The following is a 13,679-nucleotide window of genomic DNA, read 5'->3' on the forward strand; positions in this document are numbered from 1 at the left end:
AACGGCGCGACGACCTCGCCGCGCGCGTCCATCCAGAAGAGGGCGTGGCCGCGCCGGCAGAACGCGATCGGCGTTTTTTCCGCGATCGAGATCCTGAGCGCGTGCGGCAGCTCCTTCGAGACCGTCACGCGGTCGACCCACGGCACTCTCCCCACCGCGGCGGCGACCGGCGCGAGGTTCAGGAGCAGGAGGTTTCGCCCCTCGTACGGCGCGAGCGCCGCGAGGACGTCGCGGGTCCGGGCCCGCCGCGTTCCGTCGATCTCGAATCGCTCGAGCCGGAAGGCCGGAGAGCGGAGGTATCGCCAGGTCCCCGCCCCGCCGGCCGCGGCCGCCGCCGCCCAGAAGAGAATCGTCCACGCCCGGCTCGGCCGCGACGCCCGGGCGATCCCCGGCCGAAGGAAGCCCGTCATCGCCCCTCCCTCAGGAATTCTTCGCCCAGCCGGTACACGTCCCCCGCCCCCATCGTCAGGAGGAGGTCTCCGGGCGCGAGGAGGGAGTCGAGGAGGGGCACGATTTCGGCCCGTTCCGGGAGGAAGCGGGCGTCCCGATGGCCGAACGAAGCCGCCGCGTCGACGACCGAAGCGCCGCTGACGCCGGGGATCGGCGCCTCGCGGGACGGATAGATCTCGGTGACGAGCGCGACGTCGGCGCCCGTGAGCGCCCGTCCGAACTGCCGCGCGAAATCGCGGGTGCGCGAGTAGAGGTGAGGCTGGAAGAGCGCGACGATCCGGCTCTTCGGGTGGACCTGCCGGGCCGCCGCGAGGGTCGCCGCGATCTCGGTCGGGTGATGGGCGTAGTCGTCGACGACCCGGATCCCTTTCCTCTCCCCCTTCGTCTCGAACCGGCGCGCCACGCCGTCGAAGCGCGCCAGGGCCCCCGCCGCTACGGAGAACGGGATCGAGAGCTCGCGCGCGACGGCGAGCGCGGCGAGCGCGTTCTTGACGTTGTGCCGGCCGGGAAGGGGGAGGAACGCTTCTCCGGCGAACTCCGGCTCGTCGCCCGCGACCGTGAAGCGCGCCCCGGAGGCGTCGAGCGCCAGGTCCCGGGCGCGCAGCGAAGCCTGCGGCGATTCGCCGTAGGTCACCGCGCGCCGCGAGAGGCGCGGGAGGAGCTCGCTGGCGTTCGCATCGTCGAGGCAGACGAAGACCGCTCCGTAGAACGGAACGCGGTTGGCGAACGCGGTGAAGGCCGTCATGATCTCCGCGAGATCGTGGTAGCAGTCGAGGTGGTCCTCCTCGACGTTCGTCACGACCGCCAGCACGGGCGTGAGCTCCAGGAACGAGCGGTCGTACTCGTCGGCCTCGGCGACGAGCCAGTCCCCCTTGCCGAGCCGCGCGTTCGTTCCGAGATAGTGCGCGCGGCCGCCGACGAGGATCGTCGGATCGAGGCCGGCGTCGGTGAGGATCGCGCCGATCATCGATGTCGTCGTCGTCTTGCCGTGGGTCCCGGCGACGGCGATCCCCTGCTTCAGCCGCATGATCTCGGCAAGCATCTCGGCCCGCCGGATGACCGGGATTCCGCGCAGGCGCGCCCGGCGGACCTCTTCGTTGTCCTCCGCGATCGCCGAAGTGATCACGAGGAGATCGGCGCGGTCCAGATGAGAGGGGTCGTGGCCGAGGTCGACCGGGATCCCGAGCGAGGCGAGGCGGCGCGTCGTCTCGGACTCCGCCGAGTCGCATCCGGAGATCGCCAGCGGATACGACAGCAGGAGCTCCGCGAGGCCCGACATCCCGACGCCGCCGATCCCCACGAAGTGGATGCGGGAGAGCTTCAGGAATCTCATGCCGCGATCTCGAAGAGCAGGTCCACGATCCTCGCCGCCGCGTCGGGCTTCGCGAGCGTCCGCGCCGCGTCTCCCATCCGGCGGAGGCGATCCGGGTCGCCGAGGAGCTCCGCGATCGTTCGGGCGAGCGTCGCGCCGTCGATGTCGGTCTCCGCGATCACGACGGCCGCGCCCGCCCTTTCGAAAACGCGGGCGTTCTCCTCCTGGTGCGCGTGCGTGGCGGCCGCGAACGGCACGAGGATCGACGGCCGTCCGGCCGCCGCGACCTCCGCGAGCGTGAGCGCCCCGGCGCGGGCGACGACGAGATCGGCGCGACCGAAGGCCTCCGCCATTTCGTCGACGAAGGGGACCGCCGTGATCGCCGGGTACGGGCCGAGGGCGGCCCGGACGTTCTCCAGCTCCCGCTCTCCCGTCTGGGCCGTGACTTCGACGCCGGCGGCGAGCGCCGGAGCGGCTTCGACGATCGCGCGGTTCAGCACGCGCGCTCCCTGGCTCCCGCCGAAGAGGAGCACGCGCCGGCCCCCCGGCGGCGCCGGCACCCGGAAGAATTCCTCGCGCGCGGGGTTTCCCGTCCACACGCACCGCCCGGCCAGCCGCCGACACGCCGCTTCGAATCCCGCCGCCGTGACCCGCGCCATGCGCGCGCCGAGGCGGTTCGCGATTCCGGGGACCGAGTTCTGCTCCTGGATCATCGCGGGAATGCGGCAGAGCCGGGCGGCGGCGACGACCGGGAGCGACGCGTACCCGCCGACGCCGAGCACCGCCGAAGCGCGCTCGCGGGCGAGGATCCGCCGCGACTGCGCGATTCCGGCCACGAGATCCGAGATCGCCCGCGCCTTCGCGAGCGGACCCCGCCCGACGAAGCCGGAGGCGGAAACGAACTCGATCGGAAAACCCTCGCGCGGCGCGATCACGGCCTCGAACCCTTTCCGCGTGCCGACGAAGAGGATCCGCGCGGACGGCCGGCGGCGGCGGATTTCGCGCGCGACCGCGATCGCCGGGAAGACGTGGCCTCCCGTTCCTCCCCCCGCCAGCACGAAGGTTCCGTTCTCATTCGGCATCTCACGTGACGTGCTGCGAGACGTTCAGCAGGATCCCCGCGGCGAGACAGTCCGCCACCAGGGACGAACCCCCGTACGAGAGGAACGGCAGCGGGATCCCTTTCGTCGGGAGGAGCGTGAGCACGACGCCGAGGTTCATCGCGGCCTGGAGGACGATCATCGCGGTCGCGCCCGCGGCGAGATACGCCAGGTGCGGCTCGGGCGCCCGGCGCGCAGCGCGCAGCCCGCGCCACGCGACGATGCCGAAGAGCACGATCACCCCCAGCGCGCCGAGGAACCCCAGCTCCTCCCCGACGATCGCGAAGATGAAGTCGGTGTGCGGATACGGCAGGAAGAAGAGCTTCTGCCGCGACTGGCCGAGGCCGTTGCCGGTGATTCCGCCGGTCCCGACCGCGATCAGCGACTGAGCCGCCTGGAAGCCTCGCCCGAGCGGGTCCGCCTCCGGATGGAGGAACGCGACGAGGCGCTGGCGGCGATATCCCGCCGAGAGGACGAGGAGCGCCAGCACCGGAATGCATCCGGCCGCGCCGATCGCGAACCAGCGCAGCGGCGCTCCGGCGAGGTAGAAGAGCGCCGCGGCGACGAGGAGGTACGAGGTCGCCGTCCCGAAGTCCGGCTCGGCCAAAACGATCGCCGCCGAGAGCCCGAGGAAGCTCGCGGCGGGAAGCACGCCGTGGACGAAGTCGTCCAGGCGCTCGCGCTTCCGGTCGATCTGGTACGCGAGGAAGAGAACGAGCGCGACCTTGAGGAACTCCGCCGGCTGGAGCGTGAGCGGCCCGAAGACGAGCCAGCGGCGCGCGGCGTTGATCGGCGGCCGGAAGAGGACCGCGACGCACAGGAGGAGACACAGGGCGAGCCCCCCGTACACCACCGCGGGGTTGCGGAAATGCCGGTGGTCGACGCGCGAGACGACGAACGCGAGCGTCAACCCCACGATCAGCGCCGCGAGCTGCTTGGCCAGGTACCGGTAGGGGTTCCCGAACATCCGGGCCGCCTCGGGCGCCGACGCGCTGTAGATCATCACGCAGCCGAGGAGCGCGAGCGCGAGGAACGCCGTGAAGAGGATCTTGTCGGAGGCGAGCTTACGCGCCATGCGCCACCCGTCCGAGCACGAGGCTGCGGAAATGGTCCCCCCGCTCCTCGTAGTTGCGGTACTGGTCGAAAGACGCGCACGCCGGCGAGAGGAGAACCGTGTCGCCCGGCCGCGCCGCGGAGGCCGCGAGGTCGACCGCCCGTTCCATGTCGCCCGCGCGCTTCGTCTCCACGCCGGAGATCGAGCGCTCGATCTTCTCCGCCGACTGCCCGATCGTCAGGACGACGCGCGCCTTCCGCGCGACCGGCGCGGCGAGGATCGAGAAATCGCTCCCCTTCTCCGATCCCCCGAGAATCAGCACGACGCGCCCGTCGGGATATCCCGCGAGCGACTTGACGACGGCGTCGGGATTCGTCCCTTTCGAGTCGTCGACCCAGGCGACTCCTTCGGCGACGGCCACGAGCTCGGTGCGATGGGGCAGTCCCGCGAACCTCGTGAGCCCGGCGCGGATCGACTCGGCCGACGCCCCCGCGAGCTCCGCCGCGGCGGCCGAGGCGAGCGCGTTCTCGAGGTTGTGGAGGCCCGGCAGGGCGACCTCGGAGACTCCGCAGATCCGCCGGCGCGCCTCGTCGATCCCCGACCACAGGTAGCCGTTCTCCGCCCACACGCCTCCGTCGACGGAACGGAGGGTCGAGAACCCGACCCGTCGCGCCGGAGGGTGAAGGCCGGCCGATCCGCGATCGTCGTCGTTGACGACGGCCGCATCGCCCTCGCGCTGGTTTTCGAAGATCCGCGCCTTCGCGGCCGCGTAGGCGGCGAGGCTCGCGTGCCGGTCGAGATGGTCGGGAGTGATGTTCGTCACGACGGCGACGTCCGCGCGGAACCGCTCGATCGTCTCGAGCTGGAAGCTCGAGACCTCGACGACGAAGTGCCGGGGCCGCCGCGAGGAGCAGAACGTGGAGAGGGCCGTCCCGATGTTTCCCGCGAGCGCGACGTCCCGGCCGTCCCGCCGCAGGATCTCGGCGATCCAGGTCGAGACGGTCGATTTTCCGTTCGTCCCGGTGACCGCGATCCAGCGGTTCTCCCCTTCCGCCTCCTCCTCGATCAGGCGCCAGGCGACCTCGAGCTCCGAGACGACCGGGATCCCGCGCCGGCGGGCCTCCGCGGCGACCGGATGAGAGAGCGGCACTCCCGGAGAGATCGCCAGGAGATCCGCCCCGTCGAGCATCGAGGAGTCGGCGCCGTCGGAGAAGAGAACGACGCCGGCCGTCTCCAGGGCGCCCGTCGGGTCGATCTCGCGGCGGGCTCTCCGGTCCCCCGCGGCGACGGCGATCCCGCGTGCGGCGAGCGCCGCCGCGAGGGCCGTTCCGCTCCGCGCGAGTCCCAGGATCGCCACGCGTTTCTCCCTCATCGCAGCTTCAGCGTGGAAAGCGCGAGCATGGCGAACAGCAGCGCGAGGATCCAGAAACGGATGATGACGCGCGGCTCCGCCCACCCGGCGAGCTCGAAATGATGATGGATGGGCGCCATCCGGAAGATCCGGCGCCCCGTGAACTTGAAGGAGGCCACCTGCAGGATCACCGAGCCGGCTTCCATCACGAAGAGTCCCCCGACGATCGCGAGGAGGATCTCCTGCTTGGCCAAGACCGCGACGATGCCGATCGCGCCGCCGAGCGGGAGCGATCCGACGTCCCCCATGAAGACGTCCGCCGGGTGGCAGTTGAACCAGAGGAAGCCGAGCGCCGCCCCGACGATCGCACCGCAGAAGACGGCCAGCTCGCCCGCCTCCGAGACGAACGGCACGCGCAGGTAGTGGGCCACGACCGAGTTCCCGGCGATGTAGGTGAGGATCGCGTAGGTTCCGGCCGCGATCCCCGCCGCGCCGATCGCGAGCCCGTCGAGACCGTCGGTCAGGTTCACCGCGTTCGAAGATCCGACCACGACGATCGAGACGAAGGGGACGTAGAGAGCGCCCAGGTCGACCCATTTCTTGACGAACGGGAACGTCAGCACCGTGGAGAGCCGCGGCGCCTGCGGCCAGTGCTGGATGACGAACGCCGCGGCGAGCGCGAACGCGAACTGCAGCACGAGCTTGCGCTTTCCCGTGAGGCCGCGGCTGTGCTGGCGCCGGACCTTCGTCCAGTCGTCGAGGAATCCGACCCAGCCCAGCACGGCGGTCGTGCCGAGCGCGATCCACGTGTCGCGATTGCCGAGATCCATCCAGAGGAGGGTCGCGGCGAAGATCGCGCCGAGGATGAGGAGCCCTCCCATCGTCGGCGTTCCCGCCTTCTTGTAATGCGATTCGGGCCCTTCCTTCCGGATGAACTGCTTCAGCTGCCATGACTTCAGCTTGCGGATCGCCCAGGGGCCGAGCCAGAGGGAGAGGACGAGCGCCGTCACCGCCGCCATCGCGGTGCGGAAGGTGATGTACCGGAACACGTTCAGTGCGGGGAACGCGGAGCGGAGCGGATAGAGGAGCGCGTAGAGCATTCAGCGTGCCGCGTTCCGCAGGAGGTCGGCGGCGACGTCGAGCCGCACTCCGCGCGATCCCTTGATCCAGACGACGTCGCCGGCCGACAGCTCCGGTCCGAGCGCCGCGGCGACCTCCTCCGCGCGCTCGAGCCAGGTCACCTTCCCGGAGGCGATTCCGGCCTCGCGGGCGCCCCGCGCGATCTCCGAGGCGAGGGGGCCGACGCAGAACAGCCGGTCGACGCGCGACGCGGCGAACTCGCCGAGCTCGCGGTGCCAGCGCGGCCCCTCGGCGCCGAGCTCGCGCATCTCGCCGAGAACGGCGATCCGGTGGCCCGGCGCGGCCGAGCCCGCGAGCGACTCGACCGCCGAACGCATCGCGGACGGACTCGCGTTGTACGAGTCGTCGACGATCTCCGCTCCCGAGGCGTGCCGGAAGATCTCGCCGCGCCGCTCCGGGGGGGAGAACCTCGCCATCGCCGCCGACACGTCGGCGGGGCGGAGGCCCCACGCGAGCGCGATCGCGGCAGCGCAGAGGCAGTTGGCGACCTGGTGGAGACCGGGGATCAGAAGGCGCACGCGGGACGTCTCGCCTCGCATTGCGAGCGTGAACTCGGTCCCGGCCAGCCCCTTCGGCGCGACGTCCGACGCGGCCACGTCCGCGCCCGGAGCGCCGAACGTCACCGCCGGGCCTTCCCAGCGGTCCGCGCGCGCGGCCAGGCGCGGATCGGCGGCGTTGTAGACCAGGGTTCCGCCGGCGGCGATCCCTTCCGTGATCTCCCACTTCGCGTCGGCGATCCCGTCGACGGAGGCGAAATTCTGGGCGTGCGCGGCGGAGACGTTCGTGATCGCCGCGACGTCGGGGCGGAAGAGCCGGGAAAGGAGCGAGATCTCCCCTTTGGTGCTCATCCCGAACTCGCCGCACACCGCTTCGAGACCCTCCGGAAGGCCGAGCACGGCCATCGGGAACCCGATCCCGCTGTTCGAATTTCCGGGCATCCTCCCGGTGCGGAACCTCCGCGCCACGATCGCGGCCGCCATCTCCTTCGTCGTCGTCTTGCCGACCGAGCCGGTCACGGCCGCCAGGCGGAAGCCTTCCTGCGCCCGCTTCTTCGCGGCGAGCGCCTGGAGCGCCGCGAGCGGGTCGGGCACGACGAAGAGCGGGAATTCGCCCGGAATTCCGGGCGGCACGCGCGCGACGAGCGCCGCCGCCGCCCCCCGCCGGGCCGCCTCCGCGACGAAATCGTGCCCGTCGGCGCGCGCGCCGGGCAGCGCGACGAACAGGTTTCCCGGCTCGACGCGGCGGGAATCGACCGCCACCCCCGAAAACGTCAGATCGGCCGGCGGGGCGATCCCCCACGTCGCGGCCGCCTCGCGAGCGGATACCTTCACGACGACACCCGGCGCGCCGAGCGCACGCACTCCGCGGCGACGACGCGATCGTCGAAAGGATACTCGCGTCCGGCGACCACCTGGGAGGTCTCGTGGCCCTTGCCGGCGATGACGACGACCGAGCGGGAGTTCGCGAGCTCGATCGCCTGCGCGATCGCCTCGCGCCGGTCGACGAACTTCAGGTACTTCGACGCCCCGCCCGCGACGAGGCCGCGTTCGACCTGCTTCAGGATCTCCGCGGGGTCTTCGCCGCGCGGATTGTCCGACGTCGCGATCGGGATGTCGGCGAGCTCGGCGGCCGCCCGGCCCATCGGCTCGCGCTTTCCGGGATCGCGGTCGCCTCCGCAGCCGAAGACGAGGATGATCGTCCGGTCCGTCAGCTCGCGCACGGCCGAGAGGAGCCGCCGGAGGGCGTCCTCCGTGTGCGCGTAGTCGACGAGTATCGTGTATTGTTGTCCCGCCTCGACTCTCTCCATGCGTCCCGGCGCTCCGGGATTGGCGGCGAGTTCGGCCGCCGCCGCGGCGGGCGGAATCCCGAGCGCGTCCGCGGCCGCCCAGGCCGCGAGCAGGTTCTCGACGTGGAAGCGGCCCACGAGCGGACTCTCGATCGCGGCGCTCTCCCGCGGCCCCGCGGCGCGGAGACGCGTGCCCTCGAGCGAGACGCGGACGTCCTCCGCGCGCCAGTCCGCGGCCGGATCGCCCGCCGGAGAGAACGTCACGACCGGAGGCGCGAGCCGCGCCGCCATCGCGCGCCCCCACGGATCGTCGACGTTGACGACCGCGGGCGCCCCCGGCTTCCTCAGCCCGAAGAGCCGCTCCTTGGCGGCGCCGTACTCCTCCATCGTTCGGTGGAAGTCGAGATGGTCGCGGGTCAGGTTCGTGAAGACCGCAGCGTCGAACCGCACGCCCGCGACCCGCTGGAGGGCGATCGCGTGGGAAGAGACCTCCATCGCGCACGCGCGGACGCCGTCCTCGACCATGTCCGCCATCATGCGCGCGAGCGCGTCCCCCTCGGGCGTGGTGCGGGGCGCGGCGAGCGACGTCCCCTTCCACCCGTATCCGACCGTCCCGATGAAACCGCTCTCCCCGAACGCCCGCCGGAAGATTCCGGCCAGAAGCATCGCCGTCGTCGTCTTCCCGTTCGTCCCGGTGACGCCGGCGAGGACGAGCCTTTTCCACGGGTCGCCCAGCGCCCGCTGGCTCCAGACCGCCGCCGCGAGGCGCGGATCGGCCACCCGGACCCACGGAACCGGGAAGTCCGCGGGACGCGGCCGGTCCGAGGCGACCGCCGCCGCGCCGAGGCGGACCGCGTCGACGGCGAAAGCGAGCCCGTCCGCGCGCTCTCCCGCGATCGCGACGAAGAGCGATCCCGGCGTCACGCGCCGGGAATCGGAAACCACCGAAGAGATCTCGGGGTTCGAGGGGGGTTCGACGGAGAGGGCGAGCTCTTGGATGATTTCCTCGAGCTTCATGGAGAGGACGACGATTCCGACAGCCGGATCCGGCAGGTCATCCCGGGCTGGATGGCCGTGCCCGACGCCGGGCTCTGCTCGACGACGAACCCGGAGCCGGAGAGCTGCGCCGCGACGCCGCGACGCGAGAGCTCCGCGATCGCCCTCCGCGCCGGGAGTCCCGAAAGATCGGGCATCTGAGAGATCGGCGAAGCGGAAGCCGATCGTCCGAGCGACGCCGCCACGACGCCGGAGGCGAACACGGGCGACCGGCCGGCGACGACGATGGGCGGCGCGGCCGGAGGCGCGGGGACCTCGGAGCCGTCGGGCGGGACCTCGAGAATCGCCATCGCCCGCGCGAGGATGCGGGAGAAGATCGGGGCCGCCACTTCGCTCGCGAAGTACTGCCCCCGCGGCTCGTCGACCGTGACGACCAGCACGATGCGCGGGTGATCGGCCGGCGCGTAGCCCGCGAACGTGGCGACGTACTTGTCTCGCGCGTATCCGTGACCGATCGCCTTCTGCGCGGTGCCCGTCTTTCCCGCGACGACGTATCCGGCCACCGCCGCGCGTCTTCCCGTGCCCTCCGCGACCACGCCCTTCAGGATCGTGTTCATCGCCGCCGCCGTTTCGGCCGACAGGGCCCGGTGCGGGGCGGAGGCCGGCGGATACCATTCCTGGCCCGTGGCGTCGACCGACTTGCGGAGGATTCTCGGCCGCACCCGAAGGCCGCCGTTGGCGATCGCCGAAAGGGCGACGCCGAGCTGGATCGGCGTGACCGAAACCTCCTGGCCGAACGAGATCTCCGCGTTCGAGAGCCCGCTCCACCGCGAGACGTCGCGCAGCAGGCCGCCGTTCTCGCCGGGAAGGTCGATGCCCGTCGGAACCCCGATCCCGAGGGCGCGCGCCGAATCGAAGAGCCGCCGCGGGCCGAGACGCAGGCCCACGCGCACCATCCCGACGTTGGACGACTTCGCGATCACCTCGGACAGAGGAATCACGCCGAAGCGCTCGTGCTCGGCGTCGTGGATGACGAATTTCCCGATCTGGATCGATCCCATCCCGCAATCGACGGGATCGGACGGGCCGGCGACTCCGGCCTCGATCACGGCGGACCCGGAAACCACCTTGAAGACGGAGCCCGGCTCGAAGCTGTCGGAGATGGGACGGTTCCTCCAGACCGACGGCGGGAAGTCTCCGTAGCGGTTCGGATCGAAACTCGGCACCGTCGCCATCGCCAGCACCTCGCCCGTGTCCGGGTCCATCGCGACGGCGCTCGCGTCCTTCGCGCCGGTCTCGGCGAGCCCGGCGGCGAGCTCCTTCTCGGCGACGTACTGGAGGTCGCGGTCGAGCGACAGGGACAGAGAAGCGCCCGGCTCCCCTTCGTGCCCGGGAACGGGCGTGAGCGCGTACTGCTCCTGCCGCGCGTCGCGGGAGACCCGCATCTCCCCTTCGCGACCGTGGATCATCGACTCGTACTGGAACTCGAGCCCGGCGAGGCCGCGGCCGTCGATGCCCACGTAGCCAAGCGCGTTGCCGGCGAGCGCCTCGTTCGGGTAGGAGCGCCGGAGCTCGGGGAGGAGGCCGATCCCGGCGAGCTTCATCGCCTTGAGCTTCGCGGCGGCGCCGTCGTCGATCTTCCGGGCGATCCAGACGAATCCCTTTTCCGACGAGAGCTTGCGCGCGATCTCCGAGGGGGGGACCCCGAGCACGCGGGCGAGCGCGGCCGCGGCGGCCGCGGGATCGCGGACCTTGTCGGGAACGGCGAAGACGGACGCCGCCTCCACGGAAACGGCGAGCTCGCGTCCGCGCCGGTCGAGGATCGAGCCGCGCCGCGGCGGGAGGACGATCGTCCGCTCCTGCTGCTGGCGCGCCCGGGCGCGATACGCGTCGCCGTGGACGATCTGGACCTGGACGAGGCGGAACGCGACGACCGAGGCCCACGCGCCCAGGACGGCGGCGAAGATCGCGGCGCGGGCGGGGCGCAGGGCGTTCACGGCTTCGGCTCCGCGGTGAACGCGTAGATCTGGCCCGTTCTCGGCGGAACGAAACCGGCATCCGAGGCGAACTTCCCCGTCCGCGCGGGCGACGTCGCCGAGGCGAGCCGGGCGAGGAGCTTCTGGCGGTCCTCGAGGAGGCGCGCGACGGTCCGCCGGTCGCGATCGATCGCGTATCCCGCCTGGACCGTCTGCAGGTGGAAGCGCGTGTAAGCCAGCAGGGCGAGCGCGACCGGCAGGATGGCGGCGACGAGCACGAGGAGTTCCTTGCCCCGGCGTCCGTCCCGTTCGCGGGCGACGCGCGTGTTCTCGACGCGCTTGAACTGGGCGTACGACACGCTCACCGCGCTTCTCCGATCTTCTCCGCCGCCCGAAGGCGCGCGCTCCGGGAGCGAGGATTGGCGGCGACCTCCGCCGCGCTCGGACGGATCGGGCGGCGCGTCACGACGCGGAGCACACGGCGGCCGCCGCAGACGCAAACCGGCATTCCCGGAGGGCAGAGGCACCCGGCCGATTCGCGGCGGAACGTCTCCTTCACCTCCCGATCCTCGAGAGAGTGGTAAGCGAGCACGGCGATCCGTCCTTCGATCGCCAGCCGCTCGACGGCGGTCTTCAGGAAGCGCGCGAGCGCGGCGAGCTCCTGGTTGACCTCGATCCGCAGCGCCTGGAAGACGCGCGTCGCGGGATCGATCTCCCCGCGCCGGCCGGTCACCCCGGCCACGATCGAAGCGAGCCGGCGCGTGGTATCGATCGGCTCACGGGCGCGTTCCTCGACGATCCTCCGGGCGATCCTGTGGGCCATTCTTTCCTCCCCGTACTCGCGAAAGATCCGGCTCAGCTCCGCCGCGGACGCGTTCGCCACGACGTCGGCCGCGGTGGAGCCGCCGGGCCCCATGCGCATGTCGAGAGGACCGTCGCGGCGAAACGAGAACCCGCGGCGAGCCTCGTCGAGTTGCATCGAAGAAACTCCGAGATCGGCAAGAATCCCGCGCGGCCGCCCGCCGGAGGAGGCATCGAGCGCGTCGCCGAGATCGGCGAAGTTTCCGAGATGAAAATCCACGCGGCCGCCGAATCGAGCCAGCCTTTCCCGCGCGCGCTCCAGCGCCTCCGGGTCGCGATCGATCGCGAGGACCCGGACGCCGGCATCCGCCTCGAGGAGCGCCTCCGCGTGCCCTCCCGCGCCGGCGGTCGCATCCACGAAGAGGCCCGGGCCGGGCGAGAGGACCTCGACCGTCTCGCGGAGGAGAACGGGAACGTGCGGAGCACCCATGTCGACCTAAAGCAGCAGCTTCGAGAGTTCGTCGTAGTCCTCCACCGTGAAGTCTTCGGCGGCGAGCCGGTCGCGCGTCGCCGCGCGGTCGGTGACGACCAGGTGATCGATGTTGCCGGTGACGACGACGTCGCCGGCGAGCCGGGAGGTTTCGCGCAGGATCGCCGGCAGGAGCGCGCGCCCCTGGCCGTCCATCCGCTCCTGCTTTCCGAAGTAGTTCACGCGCTCGAGGAACTTCATCTTCGAGCGATGGACCGCGGGCGCCGCGGCGAGACGTTCCTCGATGCCCTGCCAGACCGGGAGCGGATAGACGAGCGCATCCCGGCCGTGAATCGACGTCACGAACAGATCGGCGCCGAACGCTTCTTCGATCTGTCGTCGAAAAACGTTCGGAATCTTGAGCCGGCCTTTCTCATCGATAGAGGCCGGTGCACTACCCCGAAAGCGATCCATACGGACCACTCCTATCCACTTTTAACCAGAAAGAACCACGGCCATGTTAGGAGTCTGCGTCCGTAACTGTCAAGAAGATTTAAGGGTTAGGTCGAGATCGCGGCGCAATGAAGGCGTAACAGGCTTCGGTCCTGAAGCCGTCGGTCTCGAGTCTGGCGGCGCTCCGCTCCGGCATCCTAATTCGTGCCCGGGGTCGCAGACTCGCAATGGCTCGCCGTCGCGCCGCGCGTCCCTCCGAGAGCGAAAGCTGGCGACGAGAGCATCGCAACGGTCGCTTCCGACGGGGGCCCCGCAGCGGTCGAGGCTTCTCCTTGGAGCCCCGGAGGACACGGCGCGATCAGTCTCCGCGAAGTAACCGAGCGGAGGAGGATTACGCCGTGGGAGCCGCCGCGGTTCCAGCGGAGCGCGCCGCGCGGCCGACGGCGGAATGCCAGTCGCGCGTCAGGTCGAGCCAGAAGGCGAGGCCGCGGAATTCGCCGTACCTCGCGTAGCGGCGCGCGATGGATGGCTCGAGCGAGCCGCGGCCCGGATGGAGCTCGCGGTACTTCGTCCGCGTCCAGGAGTCGATCGCGAAGAAGTCGTGACGGCCGATCAGCCGGAGCAGCCCTTCCGCGGCATACGGCCCGAAGCCTCTCTGCGCGAGGATGCGCTCGCGGATCTCTCCGCTCTCCCGCCGCGGGCTTTCCCATTCGGCGAGATCGATCTTCCCGGACGCGACTCCGCGCGCGAAAGCGAGAAGCGCGCCCGTCCGGTAACCGGAACGGATCGCG

General features: G+C 71.2%; 13 protein-coding genes. All 13 read right to left on the bottom strand.

What is annotated here, in order from left to right; genetic code table 11:
- On the bottom strand, positions 1-410 hold a 410-nt coding region (locus VFS34_12520), incomplete at its 3' end, for an FtsQ-type POTRA domain-containing protein (GenBank protein HET9795275.1).
- Positions 407-1,783 carry a UDP-N-acetylmuramate--L-alanine ligase gene (gene murC / locus VFS34_12525; GenBank protein ID HET9795276.1) on the bottom strand — a complete coding sequence of 459 codons (1,377 nt, stop codon included), beginning with the start codon at positions 1,781-1,783 and terminating at the stop codon, positions 407-409. The genes murC and VFS34_12520, both read right to left, overlap by 4 nt.
- Positions 1,780-2,844, bottom strand: coding sequence for an undecaprenyldiphospho-muramoylpentapeptide beta-N-acetylglucosaminyltransferase (gene murG / locus VFS34_12530; protein HET9795277.1), 1,065 nt, complete (start codon positions 2,842-2,844; stop codon positions 1,780-1,782). The genes murC and murG overlap by 4 nt, the downstream gene beginning before the upstream one ends.
- A gap of 1 nt (position 2,845) precedes the next feature.
- Entirely contained in the window at positions 2,846-3,937 is a 1,092-nt protein-coding gene (gene ftsW / locus VFS34_12535) for a putative lipid II flippase FtsW (protein HET9795278.1), read from the bottom strand.
- On the bottom strand, positions 3,927-5,273 hold the full coding sequence (murD, locus tag VFS34_12540) for a UDP-N-acetylmuramoyl-L-alanine--D-glutamate ligase (GenBank protein HET9795279.1): 1,347 nt from the start codon (positions 5,271-5,273) through the stop codon (positions 3,927-3,929). Before murD ends, ftsW begins: the two co-directional genes overlap by 11 nt.
- 11 nt (positions 5,274-5,284) lie before the next feature.
- Positions 5,285-6,367 (bottom strand): phospho-N-acetylmuramoyl-pentapeptide-transferase, encoded by a 1,083-nt coding sequence (gene mraY / locus VFS34_12545; GenBank protein HET9795280.1) that lies wholly within the window; start codon positions 6,365-6,367, stop codon positions 5,285-5,287.
- A complete protein-coding gene (murF, locus tag VFS34_12550) occupies positions 6,368-7,738 on the bottom strand; it encodes a UDP-N-acetylmuramoyl-tripeptide--D-alanyl-D-alanine ligase (protein ID HET9795281.1) in 1,371 nt (456 codons plus the stop codon).
- Positions 7,735-9,210, bottom strand: coding sequence for a UDP-N-acetylmuramoyl-L-alanyl-D-glutamate--2,6-diaminopimelate ligase (locus tag VFS34_12555; protein ID HET9795282.1), 1,476 nt, complete (start codon positions 9,208-9,210; stop codon positions 7,735-7,737). Before VFS34_12555 ends, murF begins: the two co-directional genes overlap by 4 nt.
- A complete protein-coding gene (locus VFS34_12560; GenBank protein ID HET9795283.1) occupies positions 9,207-11,186 on the bottom strand; it encodes a penicillin-binding protein in 1,980 nt (659 codons plus the stop codon). The genes VFS34_12555 and VFS34_12560 overlap by 4 nt, the downstream gene beginning before the upstream one ends.
- Positions 11,183-11,530 carry a hypothetical protein gene (locus VFS34_12565; GenBank protein ID HET9795284.1) on the bottom strand — a complete coding sequence of 116 codons (348 nt, stop codon included), beginning with the start codon at positions 11,528-11,530 and terminating at the stop codon, positions 11,183-11,185. Before VFS34_12565 ends, VFS34_12560 begins: the two co-directional genes overlap by 4 nt.
- Positions 11,527-12,456, bottom strand: coding sequence for a 16S rRNA (cytosine(1402)-N(4))-methyltransferase RsmH (gene rsmH / locus VFS34_12570; GenBank protein ID HET9795285.1), 930 nt, complete (start codon positions 12,454-12,456; stop codon positions 11,527-11,529). The genes VFS34_12565 and rsmH overlap by 4 nt, the downstream gene beginning before the upstream one ends.
- Before the next feature lie 6 nt (positions 12,457-12,462).
- The gene (locus VFS34_12575) at positions 12,463-12,909 is read right to left on the bottom strand and encodes a division/cell wall cluster transcriptional repressor MraZ (protein ID HET9795286.1); all 447 of its coding nucleotides are present in this window, start codon (positions 12,907-12,909) and stop codon (positions 12,463-12,465) included.
- A 370-nt stretch (positions 12,910-13,279) separates the two neighbouring features.
- On the bottom strand, positions 13,280-13,679 hold a 400-nt coding region (locus tag VFS34_12580; GenBank protein ID HET9795287.1), incomplete at its 5' end, for a hypothetical protein.

This window comes from Thermoanaerobaculia bacterium (assembly GCA_035717485.1).
Classification (GTDB): Bacteria; Acidobacteriota; Thermoanaerobaculia; order UBA5066; family DATFVB01; genus DATFVB01.